The 25,198-nt window shown below is 62.2% G+C and carries 18 protein-coding genes; 5 read left to right on the forward strand and 13 right to left on the reverse strand.

Translation table 11 applies throughout. The features are described 5' to 3' along the window. Positions 1-63: 63 nt before the first annotated feature. The gene (locus tag JET14_RS18255) at positions 64-3,567 is read right to left on the reverse strand and encodes a PAS domain-containing hybrid sensor histidine kinase/response regulator (RefSeq protein WP_200335383.1); all 3,504 of its coding nucleotides are present in this window, start codon (positions 3,565-3,567) and stop codon (positions 64-66) included. A 164-nt stretch (positions 3,568-3,731) separates the two neighbouring features. Between JET14_RS18255 and JET14_RS18260 the strand changes: the two genes are divergently transcribed. Beyond that, positions 3,732-4,898 (forward strand): pyridoxal phosphate-dependent aminotransferase, encoded by a 1,167-nt coding sequence (locus JET14_RS18260; RefSeq protein ID WP_200335384.1) that lies wholly within the window; start codon positions 3,732-3,734, stop codon positions 4,896-4,898. Between the two features lie 64 nt (positions 4,899-4,962). Here JET14_RS18260 and JET14_RS18265 read toward each other — a convergent pair whose 3' ends face one another. From JET14_RS18265 to JET14_RS18315, 11 genes are all read right to left on the reverse strand, one after another. Further along, a complete protein-coding gene (locus JET14_RS18265) occupies positions 4,963-5,919 on the reverse strand; it encodes an IS481 family transposase (protein WP_200335386.1) in 957 nt (318 codons plus the stop codon). A 147-nt stretch (positions 5,920-6,066) separates the two neighbouring features. Beyond that, positions 6,067-7,059 (reverse strand): UDP-glucose 4-epimerase GalE, encoded by a 993-nt coding sequence (gene galE, locus JET14_RS18270; RefSeq protein ID WP_200335388.1) that lies wholly within the window; start codon positions 7,057-7,059, stop codon positions 6,067-6,069. 44 nt (positions 7,060-7,103) lie between these two features. Then, on the reverse strand, positions 7,104-10,127 hold the full coding sequence (locus JET14_RS18275; protein ID WP_200335389.1) for a glycoside hydrolase family 2 TIM barrel-domain containing protein: 3,024 nt from the start codon (positions 10,125-10,127) through the stop codon (positions 7,104-7,106). Between the two features lie 78 nt (positions 10,128-10,205). Next, positions 10,206-11,261, reverse strand: a complete 1,056-nt coding sequence (locus JET14_RS18280; RefSeq protein WP_246750371.1) for a UDP-glucose--hexose-1-phosphate uridylyltransferase — start codon at positions 11,259-11,261, stop codon at positions 10,206-10,208. Positions 11,262-11,276: 15 nt separating this feature from the next. Further along, the gene (locus JET14_RS18285) at positions 11,277-12,434 is read right to left on the reverse strand and encodes a galactokinase (RefSeq protein ID WP_200335390.1); all 1,158 of its coding nucleotides are present in this window, start codon (positions 12,432-12,434) and stop codon (positions 11,277-11,279) included. A gap of 170 nt (positions 12,435-12,604) precedes the next feature. Next, positions 12,605-13,864, reverse strand: coding sequence for an ABC transporter substrate-binding protein (locus tag JET14_RS18290; protein WP_200335391.1), 1,260 nt, complete (start codon positions 13,862-13,864; stop codon positions 12,605-12,607). Positions 13,865-13,878: 14 nt separating this feature from the next. Then, the gene (locus JET14_RS18295) at positions 13,879-14,610 is read right to left on the reverse strand and encodes a DUF624 domain-containing protein (RefSeq protein WP_200335392.1); all 732 of its coding nucleotides are present in this window, start codon (positions 14,608-14,610) and stop codon (positions 13,879-13,881) included. Positions 14,611-14,646: 36 nt separating this feature from the next. Beyond that, positions 14,647-15,756 carry an ABC transporter ATP-binding protein gene (locus JET14_RS18300; RefSeq protein WP_200335393.1) on the reverse strand — a complete coding sequence of 370 codons (1,110 nt, stop codon included), beginning with the start codon at positions 15,754-15,756 and terminating at the stop codon, positions 14,647-14,649. A gap of 30 nt (positions 15,757-15,786) precedes the next feature. Continuing rightward, a complete protein-coding gene (locus JET14_RS18305) occupies positions 15,787-16,962 on the reverse strand; it encodes a glycoside hydrolase family 88 protein (protein ID WP_200335395.1) in 1,176 nt (391 codons plus the stop codon). Between the two features lie 5 nt (positions 16,963-16,967). Next, entirely contained in the window at positions 16,968-17,804 is an 837-nt protein-coding gene (locus JET14_RS18310) for a carbohydrate ABC transporter permease (protein ID WP_200335397.1), read from the reverse strand. A gap of 13 nt (positions 17,805-17,817) precedes the next feature. Beyond that, positions 17,818-18,759 (reverse strand): carbohydrate ABC transporter permease, encoded by a 942-nt coding sequence (locus JET14_RS18315; protein ID WP_200335399.1) that lies wholly within the window; start codon positions 18,757-18,759, stop codon positions 17,818-17,820. 302 nt (positions 18,760-19,061) lie between these two features. Between JET14_RS18315 and JET14_RS18320 the strand changes: the two genes are divergently transcribed. The 3 genes from JET14_RS18320 to JET14_RS18330 all read left to right on the forward strand — a co-directional run bounded on the left by JET14_RS18320 (position 19,062) and on the right by JET14_RS18330 (position 22,566). Next, the gene (locus JET14_RS18320) at positions 19,062-20,852 is read left to right on the forward strand and encodes a heparinase II/III domain-containing protein (protein WP_200335401.1); all 1,791 of its coding nucleotides are present in this window, start codon (positions 19,062-19,064) and stop codon (positions 20,850-20,852) included. A 12-nt stretch (positions 20,853-20,864) separates the two neighbouring features. Next, positions 20,865-21,659 carry a DUF7402 domain-containing protein gene (locus tag JET14_RS18325; protein ID WP_200335403.1) on the forward strand — a complete coding sequence of 265 codons (795 nt, stop codon included), beginning with the start codon at positions 20,865-20,867 and terminating at the stop codon, positions 21,657-21,659. Positions 21,660-21,804: 145 nt separating this feature from the next. Further along, the gene (locus JET14_RS18330) at positions 21,805-22,566 is read left to right on the forward strand and encodes a FadR/GntR family transcriptional regulator (protein ID WP_245308945.1); all 762 of its coding nucleotides are present in this window, start codon (positions 21,805-21,807) and stop codon (positions 22,564-22,566) included. A 51-nt stretch (positions 22,567-22,617) separates the two neighbouring features. On the opposite strand, the gene JET14_RS18335 is transcribed toward JET14_RS18330, so the two are convergent. Further along, positions 22,618-24,498: a DUF2264 domain-containing protein gene (locus JET14_RS18335; RefSeq protein ID WP_200335405.1), complete on the reverse strand. Its 1,881-nt coding sequence runs from the start codon at positions 24,496-24,498 to the stop codon at positions 22,618-22,620. A gap of 383 nt (positions 24,499-24,881) precedes the next feature. Here JET14_RS18335 and JET14_RS18340 point away from each other — a divergent pair, with 383 nt between their 5' ends. Then, a complete protein-coding gene (locus JET14_RS18340) occupies positions 24,882-25,157 on the forward strand; it encodes a DUF1153 domain-containing protein (protein WP_018065061.1) in 276 nt (91 codons plus the stop codon). The last annotated feature ends 41 nt before the right edge of the window (positions 25,158-25,198 follow it).

Below are 25,198 nucleotides of genomic sequence, written 5' to 3' on the forward strand. Positions count from 1 at the left end.
CGCGTCGGTTCGCGCGGTCAAAGGATGGCCTGACTGACCGGAGACATAAACGAGGGGCGCCCCCTATTCCGCCGCCGCCCGGTGGAAGATCGCGATCTGATTGAGGAAGGCGCGCAGCAAAGCCGGTTTCAGCGGCTTGTGCTGAACGACAATGTCCTCCTCCTCCGCCAGGTCGCGCACGTCCTGGGTGCGGTCCGCCGTCAGCAGAAGGGCCGGAACGTGACGCTGGTAATGCTCGCGAAGGGCAACGACCGCGCGCACGCCGCTGCCGCCATTGTCGAGGTGATAGTCGGCGATGATGACGTCAGGCACAATGTCGATCGCACCGGCTGTTTCCGCGCTGCGGGCGACGTGGACATCCGCTCCCCAGCCGCCGAGGAGCACCCGCATCCCCTCGAGAATGGCCTCCTCATTGTCGATGCAGAGCACCTTGAGGCCGGCGATGGCCTGGCCGGGCAAACGGCCCGTCGGCTTTGCCGCCTGCGGCGCGGTCTCGGCTCCGGCGTCGGCAAGCGGCACGGTCAGCCGGAACACGGTGCCCCCGCCAGGCGCAGGAGAAAGCGCGACCGGGTGTTCGAGCATGCGGGCCAACCGGTCGACGATCGAAAGGCCGAGACCGAGCCCCTGGGCGGCGCGCGCGCCCTCGTCCAGCCGGGTGAACTCCTTGAACACGCTTTCCGCCTTTGAGGCCGGAATGCCGATGCCGGTGTCATGCACCTCGATCACCGCGTGATCACCATGGCGGCGCACGCCGACCAGCACCTTGCCGGAAATCGTGTACTTGATCGCGTTTGACACCAGGTTCTGCACCAGACGCCTGAGGGCGTGGGCGTCCGAGCGCACCTTGAGCGACGATCTGACCACGGTGAATTTCAGCCCCCGCTCATCGGCAAGCGGACGAAAGTCGGTTTCGACCCGCTTCAACATGTCGCCGAGATTCACCGCGGTGAAATGCGGTTTCATCGCGCCGGCGTCGAGCCTGGAAATGTCCAGAACAGCACCCAGAATATCCTCGACCGATTGCAGCGCGGAATCGATCTTCTCGGCGAATGCGCGATCCTCGCCGTCGGCGGGCATGCGCTCGCCCAGCGCAGTTGCATAAAGCCGGGCGGCGTTGAGCGGCTGCAGGATGTCATGCCCGGCGGCGGCGAAGAACCGCGTCTTGCCGATATTGGCCTCGTCGGCGGCCGCACGCGCGACACGCAGCGCCTTGTTGACCTCGGTGAGCTCCGCCGTGCGCGCGGCCACGCGCTGTTCCAGCGTCTCATTGGCCTGCTTGAGCGCCAGATCGGCCTCCACCCGCTGGGTGACATCGGTGAAGGTGACGACCATGCCGGCTTCGGGCATGGCGCGCGACTGCACCTCGATGATGCGCCGTCCCTTGTCGAGAACCATCGGAAAGGCGCTCTCGTGCGCGCGCAGCCGGCGCAGCGCCTCTCGCGCCTCGTCGCCGGTAAGATCGCCGCGCGAGGACAACCGGCCCATGATGTTGATCAGCGGATAGCCCACCTGGCCGACCTCTTCGGGCAGGTTGAGCAGCGCGCGGAACCTCTTGTTCCAGACCGTAAGCCTGTTAGACGCGTCGAAGACCGCAATGCCCTGATCGATCTGGGCGAGCGCCGTCTGCAACAGGCCCTGATTGTACTGCAGCGCCTCGCTTGCCTGATCGAGCAGGAAGGCGGCATCGCCGGAGGCCGCTTCGGCGCGCTGCAGCACCAGCGACAGGACGAGGCGCGCCGAGGACGAGCCGATGGCGCTGCCGAGCAATTGCTCGGAAAAGTGAATGAGCGCCATGTCGGCCTGTTCGTCATCGCCCATGCGCCGGCCGGCATTGCGCTCGAATGTGGCGAAGGAGCGCGCCGTGCGTTCCGTGCCGAGATAGCCGTTCAGGGTCTCGCGCAGCATGCCGACGGAAACGCCCGTGCCGATGCCACGCGCGGACGATTGCCAGCGGGCCTGGCGCTTGACGAAGATGCCGGACTGGATGCGCTCCAGCGGACGCGCCTGGCGGCTGAGCGAGCCGAGAACGAGGCCGGCGACATTGATCAGCAGCGACAGGCAAGTGACGTTGAGAAGAATATCGGCATCCGGGCCGACGAAAAGTCCGGTTCCCGGAATGATGAAGTTCATCACTTCGCCGGCAATCGCCGAATGGTCCGGCCCGCCAAGGCTCGGCACGAACAGCAGATAGACCCAGGTGAGGAAGCCCAGCGACAGGCCGAGAATGGCGCCGCGTGCATTGGCCGTGCGCCAGACAAGGCCGATGAACAGCGCCGGCGCCACCTGGGCGATTGCCGCGAAGGCCAGAAGGCCGATGGAGAACAGGCCCCGGTCGCTGTCGATATGACGGTAATAAGCATAGCCGAGCAGCATGACGCCGAGGATCGATGCGCGGCGGATATTGAGCAGCAGCGAATAGAAATCCTGGCGGTGGGCGCCGCCGGCAATCATCCGGCGTCTGAGCAGGATGGGGTTGACGATATCGTTCGAGAGCATGATGGCGAGCGCCACCGAGGCGACGATGACCATGGCCGTTGCCGCCGAAAAGCCGCCAAGGAAGGTGACCAGCGAGATCAGCGGCTGCCCCTGGGTGAGCGGCAGCTGCAGCACGTAGAGATCAGGGTCGACGCCGGGCCCCAGCGTTATCGCCCCGCCGATCGCAACCGGCAGCACCAGCAGGTTGATCGCGATCAGATAGGCGGGGAACAGGAAACGGGCGAGACTGAGCTCGCCCTCGGTCCGGTTTTCAACAACGGTGACGTGAAACTGGCGCGGCAGAAGCAGGATGGCGAAGGCCGACAGCACGGTGAGCAGAACCCAGCGGCTCATCGGCGTCTCGTAAGTGAGCGCCGCCGCAGCCGCCGCATTTTCCCGGGCTGCGGCGAGAAGATCGGCCGGACCGTTATAGAGTGCGAACAGCACGAACAGGCCAACGGAACCGAAGGCCACCAGCTTGACCACCGATTCCATGGCGATCGCCAGGATCAGCCCGTCCTGATGCTCCGTCGCGTCCGTGTGGCGGGTGCCGAAGACGATGGCAAAGCTTGCAAGGGCCAGCGTGACGGCGAGCGGCAGGCCGACGCCGAAGGCCGCGCCGACGGAGGGCGGATCGACCGTACCACCGACCATGACGGCGACCGAATCGGAGACCGCCTTCAATTGCAGCGCGATATAGGGAATGGCGGCGGCAAGCGAAATCAACGCCACAAGCCCCGCCACCATCGGGTTCTTGCCATAGCGGGCGGCGAGAAAGTCGGCCGCCGAGGTCAGCTTTTCCGATTTCGCCAGAGAGACGATGCGCCGAACCACCGGCATGCCAACGGTGAAGACAAGAATGGGGCCGATATAGATGCCAAGAAACTCGAGCCCGCGCGTTGCGGCGAGGCCAACGCCGCCGAAATAGGTCCATGAGGTGCAATAGACGGCGAGCGACAGCGCATAGACGAAGTTGCGGCCCGACCGCGGCGCCAGCTCGCGCTTTGCCCGCCGGTCGCCGTAACTCGCCACGGCAAACAGCAGCATGATGTAAAGCAGCGCCGCCAACAAGATCAGCCAGCCCGGCAGCATGAAACGCCTCCCTTCGCGAGCTTTTCCACCATAGGCTATCGGCGGCCGGTTTCAAATGCGACTGTCGCAGCAGATGCCATCACAAAAAACAATGATTTCGTTCCTGAATTTGATGGAATGCAGGCCGTTCTCCGCATTAAAACGGATTGAGCACGGAGAACCGCATGACACTCACGAAAAGCCTCAGCCTCAGGGCACAGGACGCGCCGGAAAGCGGCATTGTCGAAATCATCAATTATGGCCGCGACCGCGACAGGCTTCTGCCGCTCTGGGCGGGTGAAGGCGACCTGCCGACGCCGCAGTTCATCCGTGATGCGGCCAAGGCGGCGCTCGACAACGGCGAGACCTTCTATACCCATCAGCGCGGCATCCCGCCGCTGCGCGCAGCGATCGCCGATTACTACGCCCGCCATTTCGGCGCGAAGCTTTCGCCGCAGCATGTCTATGTCACCGGCTCCGGCATGCATGCGATCAAGATCATGGTCGAGGCGATGACGGAGCCCGGCGACGAGGCGATCTATTTTACGCCCGCCTGGCCGAATATCGCCGCAGCGCTCGGCGTCTCCGGCGCGCAGAAGGTCGGCGTGCCGCTTGAATTCGCCGATGGTCGCTGGAACCTTGATCCCGCCCGCGTGGAAGCGGCGATCACCGAAAACACCCGGATGATCTTCGTCAACACGCCGGCCAACCCAACCGGCTGGACGGCAAGTCTTGCCGATCTTTCCGCCCTTCTGGAGATCGCGCGCCGTCACGGCATCTGGATCCTCGCCGACGAGATCTACGCGCTCTATCATTTCGCCGGCGGCCGCGCGCCCTCCTTCCTCGACATCATGGAAGAGGGCGACCGGATCGTGTTCATCAATTCCTTCTCCAAGAACTGGTCGATGACCGGCTGGCGCGTCGGCTGGCTGGTCGCCCCGCCCGAGATCGGCGACACGATCGAAAACCTGGTCCAATACACGACGTCGGGCGTTGCCCAGTTCATGCAGCAGGGTGCGCTCGCCGCAATCCGCGACGGCGACCCTGTGATTGCCGAGAATTATGAGCGCGCGCGGATCGGACGCGACATTTTCTGCGACCGGCTGCTTGCCACCAACCGGGTGGAGACGCTGAAGCCCGACGGGGCGCTCTATGCCTTCCTGAAGGTGGACGGCCTCACCGACAGCCGCCGGGCCGCGCTCGATATCCTCGACAAGACCGGCGTCGGCCTCGCTCCCGGCTCGGCTTTCGGACCAGGCGGGGAACCCTTCCTCAGGGCCTGTTTCCTGCGCAATGCCGGCCAGTTGGAAGACGCCGCAGAGCGGCTGGCGGACTATATTGCGGGGACTTGAGAGGGCGACGGGGCGGGCGTACCCCTAGAGCGCCGTGCGTCCTTTCGGACGCACAAAGGACGCTCTAACTGTGGAGCCTCAAGAGGTTGTCTCGGTTCATGCCGAGTCGACTGATCGGTGTTTTTGACTTTATGCCGCCATGCGGACGGTGCCAATTGTACATGTGGTTCCAGTTCGGCAGATGCCGTTTTCGGTGCTCTGAGGATGGATAGGCGCGCGCATAGGCCCATTCGCGCAATGCCGTCTGGATGAAGCGCTCGGCCTTGCCGTTTGTCTTTGGTGTATAGGGTTTGGTACGGATGTGCTTCAGATGGAGCGCCTTGCAGGCTTTCGCGAAATCCCCGGCAATGTAGCACGAGCCATTGTCGGTCATGACCCGCTTCACCGTGATGCCGAAGCTTTGATAATAGGCGACTGCCGCCTTGAGAAAGGCGACGGCGCTTTCAGCCTTCTCGTTGGGCAAGATGTCAGTGAATGCGATCCGGGATGCATCGTCGATACACACATGCACATATTCCCAGCCGATGCCGCGTGAATTGCTCTGGCCGGTTCTGTCGCCTGTGATGCGGTGGCCGACGCGATTAAAGCGGCCAAGGCGCTTGATGTCGAGATGGATCAGGCCGCCCGGCTCGTCATATTCGTAACGCACGACCGGTTCGGCTGGAGCAATGTCCTTCATCCGGGACAAACCGACCCGCTTGAGAACGCGGCTGACGGTGGCCGGTGACACGCCTGTCTCCATGGCGATGTGCCTGCCGGTCAGGCGCTGACGACGAAGGGCGGCAATGCGCTCGCACAAGATGGCATCGGTCTGCCGGGGACTGCTCCTGGGCCGCGACGACCGGTCAGCCATTGCAGCGCGTCCACCCTTTCTGAAGCGCTCGACCCAACGAGACACGATCTTGTGGGAAACGGCATAGACTAAAGCCGCCTGCGCTTTCGTGAGCGCGCCAGACAGAACGGCAACAGCCATCTCCTCTCGACGCAGCGGGGTCAGTCGGGCATTCTTGTGAATGTTCATTCGGAGCCTCCGGTGAGTGCTGAAGCGTGGTAACTCCAGTCTCCTCGGTCCGCTCCGAATGGACAACCTCCTGAAAGCCCACATCTAACCTATTGAATCTACGCATCGTGCTTTCCGAAAATCGATTCCGATTTTCGGGCCGATGCGCTAGAGCTTCACCCGCCCCTTCACCAACTGGTCTTCCCAGGCAAGCGCATGGCGGACAATGGTTTCGAGGTCGTCATATTGCGGCTCCCAGCCAAGGATTTCACGCACGCGCGTTGAATCGGCGACCAGTGCCGGCGGATCGCCGGGACGACGCTCGGCCATGTCCACGCGGAAGTCGACGCCGGAAACCTGCTTGATCGCATCAACCACCTGCAGCACGGAAAAACCGTGGCCATAGCCGCAGTTGGCAACGAAATTCTCGCCGCCGTTCAGAAGATGCATCAGCGCCTTCACATGGGCGTCAATCAGGTCGGTGACGTGAATGTAGTCCCTGAGGCAGGTGCCGTCCGGCGTCGGATAGTCCGTGCCGAAGATCTGCATGCGATTGCGTCGTCCGGTTGCCGCCTGGGCGGCGATCTCGATCAGGTGCGTGGCATGTTCGCGGGTCTCGCCGGTGCGGCCTTCCGGATCGGCGCCGGCGACGTTGAAATAGCGAAGGGCCGCATATTTCAAACCATAGGCGGCCGCGCTGTCACGCAGCATCACTTCGGTCATCAGCTTCGACCAGCCATAGGGCGAGACCGGCTGCAGGTTCTGTTCCTCATCGAGAAGATCAACGCCGGGTTCTCCGTATACGGCGGCCGTCGAGGAAAACAGGAAGGCCTCGATCTTGGCCGCCACGGCCGTTTCGATCAGCGCGCGTGATTTGACCGTGTTGTTTTCGTAGTAGGTCAGAGGATCGGACACCGAGTCGGAGACCACGATCGAGCCGGCGAAATGGGCGACGGCGTTGATCTTCTCATCCGCGATCAGCTTCGAGACCAGCTTCTTGTCAGCGATATCCCCCTCGACCAGCTTGGCCTTTTCGGGGATCAACTCGCGGTGGCCGGTCGACAGATCGTCGATGACCACGACGTCCTCGCCGCGATCGATGAGCGCATGCGCCATGTGGCTGCCGACATAACCGGCGCCGCCTGTTACGAGTATTGCCATATCTGGACCTCCTTCTGGCGCAACGCGCCCTGCTCAACGTTGTTCTAGACGCCGATCGGCGCGACAGAGAATGCAAGAGAAAGCGGCTTATGGGAAGCGATGCGGTAGGGGTCATGCACGGGCGAACCCCAGCTGTCATCCCCGCCGACGCCCATTTGCCGCGCCGCAATCGTCACCACCGTCTTGGTCACCGGCGGCAAATGCTCCGGCCGCTCGGCTGTTTCAAGCTCCATCGTGCCATAGGGCAGCGCATTGAATTCAAACGGCGCGCCTTCCGCTGCAAAGCGAAGCCCCCTGCCGGCCTCGTCCGTCACCTCGGCAAAGCGCGTGCCCATCCGGTTGCCGCATTCCTGCGGCACGGAATAGGGCGACAGATTGCCGATGACGGAGCGCTCGAAAATGCCGAGGCGGGCGCCGCGGCGCCGGTCTGCATAATTTTCCTCCGGCCCGAGCCCGTAATAGCGAAAGCGATCGAAGGCCGGCGGAAGCGTGAACTGGAGGCCGAAAATCGGCAGATCCGGCAGCCCCTCGCCGCCGGGGAAATCGGCTTTCACATGGATCAGTCCATCGCGCCCGACCCGGTATGAAACCTCCGGCATGACCGGGACACCCGGAAGCGGAAAGCGATAGCGGACCACGGGCTCATCGCCGCTCATATCAAAGTCGACAGGACCGCGTTTCGCATAGAGGCTCGCCGTCTGCCAGATGGCATGCTCAAAGCCGTGATTACGACCGCGGTCATTGTCGGTCATCGCTCGCCAGAAGGTGAGGCGCGGCGGGCGATGCATCAGCTCGATGCCGTCGGCCTTCAGCGACGTCATGCCGCCGAAGATTTCTGAAAACAGCGCAAAATAGCCCGGCGTCTCGACGCCGAGATGAAGATCGCCGCGTACCAACCTCAGCGGCACCGGTTCAGGCATGGCGGGCGCGCCTTCGATCATGAAGACATGTTCGCCGAAAGCCATTTCGTGGCCGGCATCGGCCCATGCCGTCTTCTGCTTCAGGCAAAGCGAAGCCTGCAGGGCATATTCGCCGGCGGGCAGGTCGCCGGGCAGTTCGAGCGGCAGCGTCGCCGTTTCGCCGGCCGCAATCTCCTGATCCAGGGCCGTTGAGAAAACCTCGACGCCCTCCTTCAGCAACCGGATCTTGAGCAGAAGGGCAGCGGAGGACACGAACAGGTTCCTGTTGCGGATGGTGACCGCATCGCGCGCCGGCGTGATGTCGAAGGGCTGGTAAAGCGCCCGCACCTCCTGCAATTTCGGCGTCTCCTGCCGCCATGCCGTGACGATGCCATCCGCGCAGAAAGTATAGTCTGACGGCCGGTCGTCGAAATCGCCGCCTAGGCCGAGCCAGCGATCGCCCTGCCCGTCGCCGAGCGCCAGCGCCTGGTCGATATAGTCCCAAATAAAACCGCCCTGATAGTGCGGATATTTGTCGACAAGATCGGTGTAGAGGTGCATGCCGCCGCAGGAATTGCCCATGGCATGGGTGTATTCGCAGAGGATGAACGGCTTTTGCGGATCATTCTTCAGCCAGGCTTCGACATCCTGCGGTCTCGCATACATGCGGCTTTCCATGTCCGACGTGCCGTCGAAACGCCGGTCGTGGAAAATGCCTTCATAGTGCACGAGCCGCGAGGGATCGCGTTCGCGGAACCAGTTCGACATGTCGAAAATGACGCTGCCGCCGAAGCTTTCATTGCCGCAGGACCAGATCAGGATCGAGGCATGGTTCTTGTCGCGCTCCAGCATGGAACGGGCGCGGTCGAGAACGGCGGCGCGCCACTCGACCCGGTCGCCAGGCACGACCCAACTCGGCTCCACCGCGCCATCCTTCTGCCAGGAGCCGTGGCTCTCGAGATTGGCCTCGTCGATGACATAGAGCCCGTATTCGTCGCAAAGCCTGTAGAAGGCCGACTGGTTCGGGTAGTGGCTGGTGCGCACGGCATTGATATTGTTGCGTTTGAAGAAGCGAACGTCGAACAGCATGTCCTCATAGGTCACGGCCCGGCCCCGAACCGGGTTGAACTCATGCCGGTTGACGCCGTTGAAGACGATGCGTTTGCCGTTCAGATGCATGATGCGGTCGATGACCTCGAAACGGCGGAAGCCGACGCGTTCGGGGATGAACTCGACCGTCTGCCCGGCCGCGTCAATCAGCGTGATGGCGAGATCGTAGAGGTGCGGCGCTTCCGCGCTCCAGAGCTTCGGCGCGGCAATGTCGAAGGCGAGGTCCATCTCCTCCGCCGCTTCGAAACGCTTCTGGCCGACGACCGTTTCGCCGGTCTCGTCCGAAAGCGCGACTTCGACCGTCCCGCCCTTCCACGCCGGCGCGAGCCGCATACGCAACCTGAGCTTCGCCGAGGCATAATCGTCGGCAAGATCGGTGGTCACGAACAGGTCTTCCAGGTGAAGAGCGGGCTGCTGCTCCAGCCAGACATCGCGGAAAATACCGGTCAGGCGCCAGAAATCCTGATCCTCGATCCAGCTGGCCGAGGAGCGCTGGAACACCTCAACCGCCAGCCGGTTCCCGCCCTCCTCCAGAAGGTCGGTGATGTCGAAGCGCGCCGGCGTGAAACTGTCTTCGCTATAGCCGACGAAGACGCCGTTGAGCCAGACGAAGAAGGCGGTCTCGACGCCGTCGAAGGTGAGCACCACGCGACCGGTTCCGGCGCGTTTTTCGAAGGTGAAATCCCGCAGATAGGAGCCGACCAGATTGGTCTCGGGCACAGCCGGCGGACGCAGCGCCTCGATCCCGTCCCAAGGATATTGCGTGTTGACGTACTGGTTCTGCCCGAAGCCCTGAAGCTGCATGTAGCCGGGCACCTCGATCGAATCCCAGCCGGAACAGTCGAAACGCCGCGCCTCGAACCCTTCCGTCCGCGTGGCGAGGTCCCGCGCCAGGCGGAAGGCCCAGCGCCCGGACAGGCTCTGCCTCAAGGCATTGGGCGTGCTGCCGGCCGCGTCTTCCGCCGAAGGCCAGGCGATGTGATCGGAAACGGGATCAAGGCGGTTGACCGCGAAGATTTCGGGATCGGAAAGCCAATCGATACGCGGCTTTATGGTCATTTTCGGTCTTTCTCGGTCTTCACGCGTCGTGGCCGGCGGCAACAGCCGCCGGTTTCAATATCCTGGCTTTCCGGCCAATCAGTCTGCGAGATAGTGGATGTCGGGCAGGTCGCGCAGCCGGTCTGCCGCCTGCTCCGGCGTCAGGTCGCGCTGCGGCGAGCCGAGCAATTCGAAGCCGACCATGAATTTCTTCACCGTGGCCGAGCGCAAGAGCGGCGGCAGGAAATGGGCATGCATCACCCATTCATCATGATCATCGCCGTCGGTCGGCCGCTGGTGGAAGCCCATGGAATAGGGAAACGACGTCTTGAAAAGATTGTCATAGCGCACGGTGACCTTCGACAGCGCCTCGGCGAGTTCCTCTCGTTCCCTCTCCGTCATCTCCTCCATCGAGCGGATATGACGCTTCGGCAGCACCATGGTCTCGAATGGCCAGACAGCCCAATAGGGCACCAGCACCACGAAGCCCTCGTTTTCGAACAGGATGCGCTCCCCGAGCGCCAGTTCCTGCTCGAGATAGGCCATCAGAAGCGGCTTTCCATGCTTCTCGTAATAGGCGCGCTGGTTCTCCGTTTCCTTTGCCGCTTCGTTCGGCAGGCTGCGGCTTGCCCAGATCTGGCCGTGCGGATGGGGATTGGAACACCCCATCATCGCGCCGCGGTTTTCGAAGATCTGGACGTGATTGATGTCGGGGTGGACGCCAAGTTCCTCATATTGCGCGACCCAGCTATCGACCACCTTGGCGATATCGGCGACCGCCATGCGGGCCAGCGTCAGGTCGTGGCGGGGCGAAAAGCAGATGACGCGGCATATGCCGCTCTCGCCCTCTGCCAGAAGAAGCCCGTCTTCGAAACGCTCCTTCGGCGCGTGCTCCGTCAGCGCCGCGAAATCATTGTCGAAGACATAAGTGCCCGTGTAATCGGGGTTCTTCTCACCGTTAACGCGGGTATTGCCGGGGCAGAGATAGCAATCCGGATCATGGGCTGGCATCTCCTGCGTCGCCGCGTCCTCGACCTGGCCCTGCCAGGGGCGCTTGGCGCGATGCGGGGAGACCAGCACCCAATCGCCCGAAAGCGGATTGTAGCGGCGATGCGGGTGATCGGAAAACGCGTTCATCGTTTCAACTCCTCTCATTCATCCGGCCTTCCTTCATCCGAAAAGGGGACCGGCGCCATCCTGCGGGGCGCAGGCAAAGATGTCGGAGGTGTGGCCCGTGGCTTCGAAATAGGCCGCACGCACACTTTCAATAAAGTCATCAACCGCCTCGACGGCGACAAGGCTGACCACGCAGCCGCCGAAACCGCCGCCGGTCATTCGCGCGCCGAAAACGCCCGGCAGCGACTGAGCAATCTCAACCAGCTTATCGACCTCGGCGCAGGAAATCTCGTAATCATCGCGCATCGAAACGTGGGAGGCGTTCATCAATCGTCCGAAAGCGTCCAGGTCGCCGCGCTCCAGCACCTCGGCGGCGGCGAGCACGCGCCCGTTCTCTGTCACGATATGGCGGCAGCGTCGGTAGGTTGCCTCCGGCAGAAGATCGCGATGCTCCTCGAGCGCGTCGAAACTGACATCGCGCAGAGCCTTAATGTCGCCCAGCGCGGGCTGAAGCAGGCGCACGCCCTCCTCGCAGGAGTTCCGGCGCTTGTTGTACTCGCCGTCGGCAAGCGCATGATGGACCATGGAATTGGCGACCACGATCCGCGCCTTCGGGTCGATCGGCACCGGTTTGCGCTCCAGCGAGCGGCAATCGATCATCAGCGCATGGTCATGCACGCCGTTGCAGGAGATGAACTGGTCCATGATGCCGCAGCGCATGCCGACATACTCGTTTTCCGCCTTCTGGCAGATTTTCGCGAGTTCGACGGTATCGACCGCGTAGCCGGAAAGCGACAGAAGCGCATAGCCGACCACCACTTCGAGGGCAGCCGACGAGGAAAGGCCGGAACCGACGGGCACGCTCGATGAGACCAGAATATCCGCGCCCTTGAGCGTCGTGCCTGCCTTTTCGATCATGACGGCGACGCCGAAGGCGTAATCCGTCCAGTCGCCGCGCGGCGCGTTCGCCTCTGCGTCGAGATCGATTTCGGCGCTCCTGCCGTTGTTGAGGGAGTGGATCGTGATGATCCGGTCTTGGCGCGCGGCGGCCGCCGCCTCCGCCTCGAATTCGAGCGCCGCCGGCATGACGAAACCGTCATTGTAATCGGTATGCTCGCCGATCAGGTTGACGCGTCCCGGCGCGCGGAAAAATCGAGGGCTCCCGCCGAAACGCTCGGCGAAGGCCTCACGCAGTGAAACGGTGTCGGACATCTTCCCTCCCTGAAAATAAGACGGGCGCATGTGATGATGAATGAGGTTTGGCGTCAACCAGACTTGTCAAGAAGACCGGTTTTTTATGGGCAGACATGCCAAAAAATGCGGGGATAGCAGAAAAGCGCGCCCCGGCGGAGCAGCCGGGACGCGTATCCTGTGTTCAGGACTTACTTGTTGAGTTCCTGCTGGACGCCTTCATCCATGGTCTTCAGACCATCTTCGACCGAGATGTTGTCGGTCATGATGTTGTCATGGGCACGGTTCAAGACAACCTCGATATCGGCCGCCTTCAGGTTGACCGGCATTTCGAGATAGCTCTGGACGGTCTTGAGCGCCCCCTTGCTGGTCTCGTCCGTCGGGAAACCATCCTTCGACGTGATCGTCGCGAGAACCTCGTCCGTCATCAGCGCCGGAAAGGTGCCGGTTTCGGCGATCACCTTGGCGCCTTCGGGACCGGCAATGAAGTTTGCGAACTTCATTGCGGCATCCTTGTTCTCGGAATTGGCCGCAACGCCGATCGAGGTGACGGTGGCAGCCGTGGTGCCGGCCTCGACGCCTTCCATATGCGGATAGCGGGCGATGCCCCAGTTGGTGGCCAGCGATTCGCCCGACTGAACCTTCTGGATCTGCGTGCCGATGAACCAGCTTCCCATGGGCAGCATGGCAACCGCGCCGTTGTAGAACGGGCCGGAATAGTGCGTGCCGGAGGTCTTCAGCTGGGCATAGGACGGCACGGCGCCGTCTTCCTGGAGGCTGAGAACGCGTTCATAGCAGGACTGCAGGAATTCGTAGGAACCACCATCGAGCGTATGTTCACCGTCCATGATGCAGGGCAGTTGCACGGTGGAACGCCACGTGTGAAACAGGCCGCCATAGGTCTTGTTGGCGCCGAAACCCGAGGTCAGCGCGCGCGCCTTTTCGGCGAATTCGTCCCAGGTCATGTCGTTGGTCGGATACTCGACGCCGGCCTCATCGAAGAGGTCCTTGTTGTAGTAAAGGATCCAGACATCGGAACGGAACGGCAGGGCATAGACATTGCCGTCAACCGTCAACGCCTCGATCAGGCCGCCATAGGCTTTTGTGTCGATGTCGTTTTCGGCGATATCGTCGTTGAGCGGAGCGAGAAGATTGGCCTTCACCAGATTGGCGTATCCCGGAATGTCCTTCACCTGGACGACATCGAGGTCTGAGCCGCCGCCGGAAAGCTGGGTCATCAGCATGGTGGAGAAATCGGCCGAACCGAGATCGGTGTGTTCGACGGTGATGTCGGGGTACTTGGCCTCGAAGGCGTCGATGATCGGCTGGTAATAGGCCGTCGCGTCCCAGTCCCAGAGCGCCCAGTTGATGGTCGTCTTCTCCTGTGCCTGGGCGGCAAGCGGCATCAGGCCGACCGTTGCCAGAAGGGTCAGTTTGAGCAGGTTTTTCATGATTACTCCTCCGTTTAGGCGCGCTTTTGCGCCGTTGCCATGGTTTTCGCGTCCTCGTCACCCTGATTGATGCGGGAGAACGCGAAACCGGTTGCCTTGTGCGCGCCAAATGCCAATGCGAGCGCGCCAAGGGAAAAGTTGAAGACCACCGGGGTGAACACGGTGACAGGATAAAAGGCGATGTGGACGAGCCAGAGCGTCGCCATGAAGGCGAGGCCGGCGAGAACCGGCAAAGGCCGCGCGATCGCCGCAAGTAGTGCCACCTGAAGCAATCGACCGCCGGCAAGTTCAAATCGCGTCATGGCCGAAAACAAGCAAACCGCCACGATCGCGACAAAGGCGATTACGCAGACGCCGATGGCCGTCGGTAGCACATAGACGAGCGCGTGCCGGGCGAGCTGGCCGTAGATATAGACCGCGTAGCCGGCAAGACCGAGGATCAGCGCAAGGCCAAGCCCCCATGCCGTCGCCCGCAGGAAGTGGCGGGCGAAGGCGCGGCGGAAATCCCGCCAGAGCCAGACGTTTTCGTCCTCGATCATCACATTGGCGATGTTCATGCCGGCTGCAAGCGCGGCAGGCGCCGTCACCACCGGAATGGAGCAGACCAGCATCAGGATATTGAGCCTGAACAGGTCCCAGGCCTCGCGAACGAGAATGAAGGCGAAGAGGGCAAGCCCCTTCTTCTTCGGCGCATTCTTGGGAATGCCCGGTCCTTCCCGCATCATCCAGTTGGTCAGCCAGTTCATGTCAAGACGCCTCCCGCGTCCCTCAAACCCGAATTGCTAGTAGAGAATGGATTGCTCCGTTTCCTTGTCGAAGAGATGCGGATTGACGAGATCGGCGATCAGATCGATCGCTTCGCCGTCCTTCGCCGCGCAGCGCGGTGAAACCCGCGCGATCATGTCGTGGCCATGGGCCGTCATGTTGAGATGGATCTCCGCGCCCATCGGCTCGGCCAGATCGACCAACGCCGTGAACGGGCAGGTGAATTCCGGCGCGATGTCATGGGGCTGGCTTTCGTGGAAGTTTTCCGGCCGAAGACCGAGAATGATTTCCTTGCCCTCATAGGGCGCAAGCCGGTCCGCCTTGTCGCCGACGATCAGCGGAAACGCCGTCTCGTGGAAGCGTCCGACCCAGTCTTCGCCATCGCGTTCGACGGCGACCGGCAGCATGTTCATCTGCGGCGCGCCGATGAAGCCGGCAACGAACATGTTGACCGGATTGTCGTAAAGCATCTGCGGTGTGTCGACCTGCTGGATATAGCCGTCCTTCATGACGACGATGCGGTCGGCCATGGTCATGGCCTCGACCTGATCGTGGGTGACATAGATGAAGGTGCTGTCGAGCTGGCGGTGCAGCTTGGTGATCGCCGTGCGCATGGAGCCGCGCAGCTTGGCATCGAGGTTCGACAACGGTTCGTCGAGCAGGAAGACCTCCGGATTGCGCACCATGGCGCGACCCAGCGCCACGCGCTGGCGCTGGCCGCCGGAAAGCGCCTTCGGCTTGCGGTTCAGAAGATGTTCGATATCGAGGATCTTCGCCGTTTCGCGGACCTTCTGGTCGATCTCGGCTTCAGGCGCCTTTCGGAGCTGAAGGCCGAATGCCATGTTCTTGTAGACCGTCATATGCGGATAAAGCGCATAGTTCTGGAACACCATGGCGATATCGCGTTCCTTCGACGGCACGTCGTTGACGAGCTCGTCGCCAATATAGAGCTCGCCCGCCGAAACCTCTTCCAACCCGGCAATCATCCTGAGCGTGGTCGATTTGCCGCAGCCGGACGGCCCCACCAGGATGATGAATTCCTTGTCGGCGATCTCCAGATCGATGTCGTGGACGACCGTCAGCGCGCCGTATGTTTTTCTCAGTTTTCTAAGCGAGATTCCGGACATAATCGTATCCTCTCAAAGCCGCCGCGGGCGTTACCAGTAGGAGGACCAGTTGCGCGAAAGCCGCGTCAACGCCTCGAGATAATAGTAGTCGCCCCAGGACACGCACTCGTCGACGCCTTCCGGCGTGCAGGTGTTGTAGGGCGTCTTCTTCGAATAGGTGCCGTGAAGCACGAGGCCGTTGGAAACCGCCGGATCCTTCACCGCGTAGTTGTCGGCCAGGCTCTTGACGAAACGCCTGGCGATATCACGATAGGCAGCGGCATCCTCGCCGCCGACGATATCGGCCATTTCGAGCAAGCCGCAGGCAACGATCGCGGCAGAAGAGCTGTCGCGCGGTTCGTCATCGCCGTCGGAAAAAATCATATCCCAATAGGGCACCATGTCGGCCGGCAGGCGCGTCATGAAGAAATCGAGCGCCTTCCTGAACATCGCCGCATATTCCGGCTTCGGGTCGTAGCGGTAGGACAGCGCCAGCCCGTACACCGACCATGCCTGGCCGCGCGCCCAGTCGCTGTCGTCGCGATAGCCCTGAACCGTAACGCCCTTCACAGGGCCGCCCGTCTGGGGGTCCATGAAGAAGGTGTGATAGGTCGAGCCATCCTCGCGGAAGGAATTGGCGAGCGTGGTCGCGGCATGAATGCGGGCGATGTCGCGGTATTTCCCGTCGCCCGTCTCGCGGCTAGCCCAATAGAGCAGCGGCAGGTTCAACAAGCAGTCGATGATGTAGCGGTAATTCTCCCGCGCGCCCATTTCACCCCAGGCCTGGATGAAACCGCCGACTTCGTGAAAACGCGCAATCAGCTGGTCGGCAGCAAGGATCGCGGCCTTGCGCCCGTCCTCGTCGCCCACCAGTTTCCAGGCGGCGACGCAGGTCGGCGAATAGAGGAAGCCCATATCATGATGGTCGACCTCGATTTTGTTCTCGATCCGGTGCAAAAAGCTCTGCACCTGAATCTGGGCGGCATGCTGAAACACCTTGTCGCCGGTCAGTTCATAGGCGAGCCAGATCTCGCCCGGCCAGAAGCCGCAGGTCCACTGGTTGTTGTCGATCGCCGGATAGAAATTGTCGACGCTCGAATGGTTCTGCTGGCGATAGGTGAAGGCCGGCAGGTTGCGGCGCACCTGGGCGACGGCAACGGCAATCGCCGCGTTGACTTCAGCGTCTGTGATCGGGGCGACGGCGGTGTTTTTCTCGTCAACGGTCATCAGGATCAGCCTTTCAGTCCGGCATTGGCGACGCCTTCGACGAAGAAGCGCTGCAGCGCCAGGAAGACGGCGAGGACGGGGATGATGGCAACGACGGATGCCGCCATAATCAGCCCATATTCGGCCGAGTATTGCGAAATGAACATGCGAAGGCCGATCTGGATCGTCTTCAGATCCGTTTGCGTCAGATAGATCATCGGGCCGAGGAAGTCGTTCCAGGCGAAGACGAAGGTGAAGATCGTCAGCGTCGACAGCGCCGGCTTCGACAAGGGCAGCATGATCTTCCACCAGATCTGGTACTCATTCATGCCGTCGACGCGCGCGGCCTCGCACAGCTCATCGGGGATCGACATGTAGAACTGCTTCATCAGGAACACGCCAAAGGCGGTGAAGGCCTGAAGCGCGATCAGCGCCCAGTGGGTGTTGTAGAGCCCGAATTCCCGCATCAGGATGAACTGCGGCACCATGTAGACCTGCCAGGGCATGGCGATGGTCGCGATGTAGCCGAGGAACAGCACGTCGCGATAAGGGAATTTCAGCTTGGCGAAGGCATAGGCTGCGAACGACGAGGTGAAGAGCTGCAGCAGCGTCACCATGATCGTGATCTTGGCGGTGTTGAAGACGAAGAGACCGAGCGGAATCTTGGTCCAGATCTGCACATAGTTGGACCAGCGCGGATTTTCCGGGATCCAGTGGATCGGGAATTCGAACACCTCGCGGTTGAACTTCAGAGACGCCGAGAGCATCCACGCGAACGGCAACAGCATGATGATCGTGATGACGATGATCAGCGCGTAGAGGGCGATCGTGGAGAGTTTGATCTTGCGACCGAAAATTTGCATCTGACCCTTCCCCTTAATCGAGACTGCGCGAATAGCGGAACTGGATCAGCGTGACGGCCAGAACCAGGACGAAGAGGACAAGGGCGACCATGCTCGAATAGCCGAGATCCCAGGAGATGAAGGCCTCGTTGTAGATGTGATAGACCAGCACCAGCGTCGAGGTTCCGGGCCCGCCCTGCGTGATCATGTAGACCTGGTCGAACACCTTGAAGGAGTTGATGGTCAGCATGACCGAGACGAAGAAGGTGGTCGGCGCCAGCTGCGGCAGCGTCACGTTCCAGAACTTCTGCCACGCATTGGCGCCGTCGAGATCGGCCGCCTCATACAGCTCGCGGTTCACGCCCTGAAGACCGGCCAGATAGATCACCATGAAATAGCCGGCCTGCTTCCAGATGCCGAACAGGATGATGGTGACCATCGCCCAGTCCTTGTCCGCCGCCCAGCCGGGCAGGTTCTTCGGATCGACGCCCATCGTATAGAGGATCATGTTGACCGGACCCATTTCCGGGTTGAACAGCATGTTCCAGACGACGGCAGCGGCCACCAGCGATGCGACATAGGGAAAGAACATCGCCGCGCGGAAGAAATCGCGCCCGAAGATCTTCTTGTTCAGGAGCATGGCCAGACCCAGCGAGCAGGCCATTGTCAGCGGCACGGAGAACACCGTGTAGATGATCGTGTTCCAGAACGCGGCCTGGAAGGCCTTGTCGCGGAAAAGCTCGAAGAAATTGGCGAGGCCGGCAAACTCGATCGGGTTCGAGCCGTCCCAGTGCATGAAGGCAAGCGCGAAGGCGAAGATGATGGGCCCGAGGGTGAAAACCGCGAAACCAAGGAAGTTCGGCGCAATGAAGGAGAAGGCGACGAGGCTTGCCCGCCGCTTCTGCTGACTTTTCGTCAGCACACGGCGCTTCTTCCTCTTTTGCCCTGTCGCTAAGCCTAAGCCGGTGGCAGCCACGTGATCCTCCCATCCTGCGGTCCGCCGCAGGGCGACAAACCGGGAAAGCCTTTTACGAGCGCCATGGCAGACGTCCGTGATTTTGGCTCATCCTATCGTCGGAAAACATATAATACAAGTATCCAAAAATGTATTTTTCTGACTAAAACTTATCCGACATATGTGCTAGAGCATAGCGAAATCCATGCCTCCCTCCGTAGACTGAGGGCCTCGCGGCCCGAGGACAGGCACGGAAAAAGAACAAGTTCATGCCGCGCCGTCGCCCGTCCGCACACGGGACCGGCCGGATACGGGAGGACGGAATGTTTCGCGAGCGCCTTCAGGCCCTGCCAGATGCCTTCGAGCCTTTTTCGCCGGGCTGGCCTGCCGCCGACCGCGACAAATGGTCATCCCTGCCGGAGGAATACGCCGCCCGGCTGACCGAGGCGGCCGAGAACTGTCCTCTCGCATGGCCGGTGCTTCCCGCAAGCGCCTATCTCGCCTTTTCCCGCACCGGCGACCGCATCGGCTACGAGACGCCCTATATGCAGCGCCGCCGCATGCTGAACGCCCTGGCGCTCGGCGAATGCGTTGCCGGCGACGGGCGCTATCTTGATCGGATCATCGACGGCGCGCTGCTGATTGCCGAGGAAAGCGGCTGGCAGCTTCCGGCCCACAATGTCTATATCCGCGATGCGCAGGTATTGCCGCTGCCCGACCCGCGCCGTCCGGTCGTCGATCTCTTCGCCGCCGAGACCGGGGCGGAGCTTGCCGTGCTTGCGACCCTGTTCGAAGCGGAACTGAACGCGGTGACGCCGATGATCGTCTCCCGGCTCGACGATGAGGTCAGCCGCCGCGTCATCCGGCCCTATCTGGAGGAGCACTTCTGGTGGATGGGCCGGGGCGACGAGCCGATGAACAACTGGACTGCCTGGTGCACGCAGAATGTGCTGCTGGCGGCCTTCTCACGCCCCTTCGACACTGACACCCGGCGACACGTCGTCGAAAAGGCCGCCGCCAGCCTCGACTTCTTCCTCAAGGACTATGGCGAGGACGGCGCCTGCGAGGAGGGCGTGCTTTACTATCGCCATGCCGGACTTTGCCTTTTCAATGCCCTCAACATCCTCGCGACGGTCGCGCCCGACGCCTTTGCCCCGCTCTTCCGCGACCAAAAGATCCGCAATATGGCGGATTTCATCGCCTATATGCATGTGGCAGACGACCGCTATTTTAATTTTGCCGATTCGTCAGCCCGGGCAGGCTTTTGCGGCGCGCGCGAATATCTCTTCGGCAAGGCCGTCGGTTCGACCATGCTTGCAGATTTCGCCGCCGCCGACTGGAAGACTTCGCCCGAACCCGACGCGCCGGAGGAGATCAACCTTTTCTATCGCCTGCAGGGGGCGGTGACCGCCCGGGAACTGGCAGCACACGAGGCGCAGCGCCCGGCGCCCGAAGACCGGTTCTTCCCGAGCATCGGCCTCCTGGTGGCCCGCGACCAGCGCTTCGCCCTTGCAGTCAAGGCCGGCGACAACGGCGAAAGCCATAACCACAACGACACAGGCAGCTTCACGATCTACAAGGACGGAAGGCCCTTTATCATCGATGTCGGCGTCGAGACCTATACCGCCAGGACCTTCTCTGCCCGTCGCTATGAAATCTGGACCATGCAGTCCGCCTTCCACAACCTGCCGAGATTCGGCGGGGTGATGCAGCAGGACGGAGAAGCCTTTGCGGCAAGCGAGGTTACGGTATCGCTTTCAAACGAAGCCGCACGCATCTCCATGGAACTGGCCGGGGCCTATCCGAGGGAGGCGGGCGTCAAAACCTACCGTCGCACGGTGACTTTCACCAAGGGCCGGGGCATCGACATCACGGAGATATGCGACGCGGAAAAGCCCGCCACGCTCTCGCTGATGGTCGCGATAAAACCCGAGGTCGCCGAAGGACGGATCACCCTTCCCGATCTTGGAGAGATCGCCATCGAAGGCGGCGGCAGGCCGCAGGTCGAGGCCATCGCCATCACCGATCAGCGCCTCAGGGCCGCCTGGCCTGACACGCTCTATCGTATTCAAATCCCCCTGGGCGGTCGAACGCTCAGGCTTTCAATCAATTGACGGGAGACCCCCATGGAGATCACGCTTTCCGTTCTCGACAAGGCCGGCGAGCTGCGCGCCCGAAATACCGGAAACGAGGCTGTTTCGTTGTTTTTCCGGAACGCCTACGCGCCCGGCGACCGGATCACCGTCGAGACCGGCAGCCCCGGGAGTTTCATCACGCTTTCAATCGATAATACACTCTCGCCGGCCGTCGTGTTCATGAAAGAGAGCGCGTTCAGCTTCCCCATTCCCTTTGGCGATGCGAAAACCGTTTACGCGCCGACGGCGTTTTCCGGCGAGCACCACAGGATCTCGGCGCAAGCGACCGGCCCGGATGCGCTCTCCGGCATCCGCAATCTGGCGCTGAACCCGGCGGACCATGGCGCAAGCGCTGCAGCCTACCCGCACGCCTCCGCCAGCGTCGAGACGCGCGGCGAGGCCGCCTTTGCCGCGCGCAACGCCATCGACGGCGAGATCGCCAGCGACGACCACGGCTTCTGGCCCTATACAAGCTGGGGCATCAATTGCGATCCGGAAGCAACGATGACGGTGGAATTCGGCCGCCGGGTCGTCGCGCAGTCGGTCGTGCTCTTTACCCGCGCCGACTTTCCCCATGACGCCTGGTGGACCTCGGCCCGCATTGTCTTCAGCGACGGCCATTCCATCAATGTCCCGCTTGAGAAAACCGGGGCGGGACAGCGCTTTGCCTTTCCCGAGCGCGAAACGGAATGGGTGCGGCTCGAAAAACTGGTCAAGGCTGACGACCCCTCGCCCTTCCCCGCTCTCACCCAGATCGAGGTCTGGGGGCGCGAAGCAGGCCCCTGAGCACTCATCCTGCCGGAGCGAATGTTGTATTGTATTTCCGTTCAACTTATCATACAATTTTTAAAGAAGAGCTGCTTCTGTCGTCCGGCATAAACAGTTCGCAGCCGGCGTCAGGGCCGATGCCTGACCGCAAAGGGGATGAATTTTGGCAACGCAAACCGCCGCACGCAATGGAACCCTGGTCCATAAGGTCAGCGAGGCCTTGCGGCGGTCGATTCTGGACGGCGCGTTTCAGCCCGGCGACAAGCTGCCGAGCGAGGCCCGACTGACCCAGGAACACGGCGTTTCGCGCACCGTGGTGCGCGAGGCGGTTGCCGCCCTCAGGTCCGACGGCCTCGTCGAGCCGCGCCAGGGCGCCGGCGTCTTCGTCCTCGACCCGATCTCCTTCGCCTTCAGGCGCACCAATCCGATGGTCGATTCCGAGCGGATCTATACATCGCTCGAAATCCTCGAAGCGCGCACGCCGCTGGAAATCGAGGCGGCGGGGCTTGCCGCGCTCAGGCGCTCGCCGGCGCAGGAGGAAGAGATTTTCGCTCGCCATGCCGAAGGCATTGCCGGGCGTCATGACGGCAAGGCCTGGAGCGAGGCCGATATCGGCCTGCATCTCGCCATCGCCAAGGCCACCAACAATCCGCTGTTCGCGACCTTCCTGGAAATGCAGGGCAAGGCCATCATCCCCCAGACGGGCCAGGTGATCGAAACCGACGACGGCGGCGAGGTCGCCTATCGCAACCTGCTGATCAAGGAACATGAGCGCATCATCTTCGCCATTTCCAACGGCGATGAACAGGGCGCGCGCGATGCGATGCGGGAGCACCTCAAAGGCAGCCTCGGGCGCTATCGCAGCCTTCTGCGCGAGGAGCGCGTGCGCCACATGGCCAAGCTTCAGCAGGACAGCGAAGCCTGACCACCCCCGGATGGCGGGCCGTCATTCGGCTCCAGCCGCCCTTGTCCTTGCTCAGACAGTCACCCCGTTTTCGGCGCAGAGCGCCCTGACCGCTTCCGGCAGGTCGACCGGCGGCAGCGCCTCCACAGGATCCGTCACGCCATAGACTGCGGTGACGATGAAATGCTCACCGGCGGGAAATTCGCCCACAAGCCGGGGGAACAGCGTGCGCGGAAAACGGATATTCGTGTTGGGCGCCGCGCGGATGATCTCGCCGGCCCGCGTCCCGGACAGGTCAATGATCGCCGATGTGTGGGTCGGCGTTACGATTGCGGCGCGGCCGCTCTCATGCGAAAGGCCGCCGGCAAAGGCAGGATCGCGCTCGCCGGTGCGGTCCACGGCAAAGCCGCCTTCGCTGACGAACAGCCTGCCCTTCGTCCTGATGCGATGCAGGCGGACATGCCAGCCGGCGCCGGCGAAATCGAGCCAGGTGTCGATCCTCAGCCGGTCATCCGGCTGCCATGCGCCCCAGACCATGCCGTAGTCGACGCCCTCTTCGGTGATCACCGCACGCGAGAGGTAGCTCAGGCCGTCGCGCGAGACGGCAAGGCCGCAATCCACCGCGCTGCGATCGGGATGGTCGGGCAGGGTCACATCGGCTTTCACCGAGAACCCGAAGGCGGATGAATAGGCGAAGCGGGCATATTTGGCATCATGGGCGCGGTGTTCGCGTCCGTCCTGCCCGCCCGTCAGCATCACTGCGTCACCAGGAGCGCGCCTGAGGATAAAACCTGCCGCCGGCGAAAATACGCGGCCGCCGGGAAGCGCTTCCGGCGGCTCTTCCGCCGCCGCCCAGAAGGGATGATCCTCATCAAGCGCCAGCACGAGGAATGATTTCAGCGCCCAGTAGGGCGAGCCCGGCGCATTGTAGGATTCCGACATCAGCAGGTTCGGATAGGCATAACCGATGGAAAGCACGCCGTCCCTGTCGGCGATCGGCATTTTCGACCACCAGCGCAGATGCCTCAACAAAAGGCCCTTGATCCGGCCCCAGGGCAGCACTTCCTCATCGGCAAAGGCGCAGGCCGCCCAGAAGGCGCCCTCGGCGAAACGATAGGTCAGCGAGCGGCCGTGAGGCACGGCCGCGCCGTCATCGGCAAACCAGTGCTGGAAATCCTGCGCATAGATGCGGGCGCGCTCCCGGTAACGCGCCGCGTGGTCGGGAAAGATGTCGCCGGCATACCTGGCGACCATCAGTCCGTAGAAATGCAGCGCCATCGGCAGGTAGTAGTCGCGGTGGCCCCATTGGCCGTCGCGATAATAGCCGTCGCCGAGATAATAGGTCTCGATGCGCTCGAGTGCGGCGTGCACCGCTTCTTCAGACCATTGCCGTCCGACGTTGCGGAGTCCGAGATTGACCAGCACGCGGAAGAACAGCCAGTTATTGTCGGGCACCTCCCGCTCGTTGATCTTCAGGAGCCAGCGCTCGGCCTTGTCCTTGGCAGGCTCCGACATCGGCCGCCAGAAGCTATCCGGCGCGACGAGCAGGGCAAGGGCGATGCCTGCCGTCTCGACCAGACGCTGGTCGAAATCACCGGGCTCGCCCCAGAATTCCTCGTGGTTGACATCCATGCCGTGGGAGAAGCCCTCGACGAAACGCCGGCAATCCTCGAAATCGAACCCGCCGGCGACCAGCGGCACGATACCCCACAGAGGGCGGATGAAAGCCTCCATTTCGGCTGCATCGTCATCATAGTGGGCGGAGCCCGCCGAAAGTCGCAGCCGCGCATTGCCGGGGGAATACCACGGCACGAGCGGCGCGTAGAAACCGGCGACGGCGGCCTGGAGATCGGCCTTGGTCTTGAGCGGGTTACCGGCCATGGGATTGCAGTCCGCCATGCGCCGCACAAGCGGCTGGCGATCCCATTGCGAAAACGACTGTCCGGAAACCATGCCTTGAAACTCCTCGTATGCACCCTGCCCCGATCCTCTGCGGCAGGTCTACCGCGACGCAGCGACAAATGAAAGGGCTGCGCCCGAAGGCGTGCGGCCGCCTCGGGAACGGTTGTCCGCTCGGCCGACGAGCACAGCGCGTCGCTCCCTGCAGGGTAGCGAATTTTAGCAATGTAAGAAATAGCTAACTTTGAAGATCCGGAATTTATCGGACGCCGAGATCCGGGCCGGCTTCGAAGCGTCCATTCGGTCGCGCCGAAGGTGCGGGAAGCGGCTGGGCCACAGGCATTCTGGTTACCAGAGGGTTACCCCGCCCTTAGGCAAATTTTAAAAGTACCGCGCTAGCTTGACGGCATAGGTTGTGAGTTTGTGTAGAGAGTACGATGACCGAATTAGCCCGCGTTCGCGCAAAATACGTCATAGGCCCGGACGGCAGTCCGCTGACCGTGGCAGACCTGCCGCCCTCAAACACGAGACGCTGGGTCATCCGGCGAAAGGCCGAAGTTGTGGCGGCGGTGCGCGGCGGGCTTTTAAGTCTCGAGGAAGCGTGTGAGCGCTACTGCCTGACCGTCGAGGAATTCCTCTCCTGGCAGGCCTCGATCGACGATCACGGCCTTGCCGGCCTCAGGACCACCAGAATTCAGCAATACCGCAACTGAGGCGGCGCGAACCCTCGACCACGGGTTCGGCCATCCCGAGA

Origin of the sequence: Martelella lutilitoris (genome assembly GCF_016598595.1) — a bacterium.
GTDB lineage: Bacteria > Pseudomonadota > Alphaproteobacteria > Rhizobiales > Rhizobiaceae > Martelella > Martelella lutilitoris_A.

Excerpts from the sequence above, each read along its gene's own strand:
- JET14_RS18255 (WP_200335383.1), bottom strand. The coding sequence starts at position 3,567 with ATGCTGCCGGGCTGGCTGATCTTGTTGGCGGCGCTGCTTTACATCATG.
- JET14_RS18260 (WP_200335384.1), top strand. The coding sequence starts at position 3,732 with ATGACACTCACGAAAAGCCTCAGCCTCAGGGCACAGGACGCGCCGGAA.
- JET14_RS18265 (WP_200335386.1), bottom strand. The coding sequence starts at position 5,919 with ATGAACATTCACAAGAATGCCCGACTGACCCCGCTGCGTCGAGAGGAG.
- galE (WP_200335388.1), bottom strand. The coding sequence starts at position 7,059 with ATGGCAATACTCGTAACAGGCGGCGCCGGTTATGTCGGCAGCCACATG.
- JET14_RS18275 (WP_200335389.1), bottom strand. The coding sequence starts at position 10,127 with ATGACCATAAAGCCGCGTATCGATTGGCTTTCCGATCCCGAAATCTTC.
- JET14_RS18280 (WP_246750371.1), bottom strand. The coding sequence starts at position 11,261 with ATGAGAGGAGTTGAAACGATGAACGCGTTTTCCGATCACCCGCATCGC.
- JET14_RS18285 (WP_200335390.1), bottom strand. The coding sequence starts at position 12,434 with ATGTCCGACACCGTTTCACTGCGTGAGGCCTTCGCCGAGCGTTTCGGC.
- JET14_RS18290 (WP_200335391.1), bottom strand. The coding sequence starts at position 13,864 with ATGAAAAACCTGCTCAAACTGACCCTTCTGGCAACGGTCGGCCTGATG.
- JET14_RS18295 (WP_200335392.1), bottom strand. The coding sequence starts at position 14,610 with ATGAACTGGCTGACCAACTGGATGATGCGGGAAGGACCGGGCATTCCC.
- JET14_RS18300 (WP_200335393.1), bottom strand. The coding sequence starts at position 15,756 with ATGTCCGGAATCTCGCTTAGAAAACTGAGAAAAACATACGGCGCGCTG.
- JET14_RS18305 (WP_200335395.1), bottom strand. The coding sequence starts at position 16,962 with ATGACCGTTGACGAGAAAAACACCGCCGTCGCCCCGATCACAGACGCT.
- JET14_RS18310 (WP_200335397.1), bottom strand. The coding sequence starts at position 17,804 with ATGCAAATTTTCGGTCGCAAGATCAAACTCTCCACGATCGCCCTCTAC.
- JET14_RS18320 (WP_200335401.1), top strand. The coding sequence starts at position 19,062 with ATGTTTCGCGAGCGCCTTCAGGCCCTGCCAGATGCCTTCGAGCCTTTT.
- JET14_RS18325 (WP_200335403.1), top strand. The coding sequence starts at position 20,865 with ATGGAGATCACGCTTTCCGTTCTCGACAAGGCCGGCGAGCTGCGCGCC.
- JET14_RS18335 (WP_200335405.1), bottom strand. The coding sequence starts at position 24,498 with ATGGTTTCCGGACAGTCGTTTTCGCAATGGGATCGCCAGCCGCTTGTG.
- JET14_RS18340 (WP_018065061.1), top strand. The coding sequence starts at position 24,882 with ATGACCGAATTAGCCCGCGTTCGCGCAAAATACGTCATAGGCCCGGAC.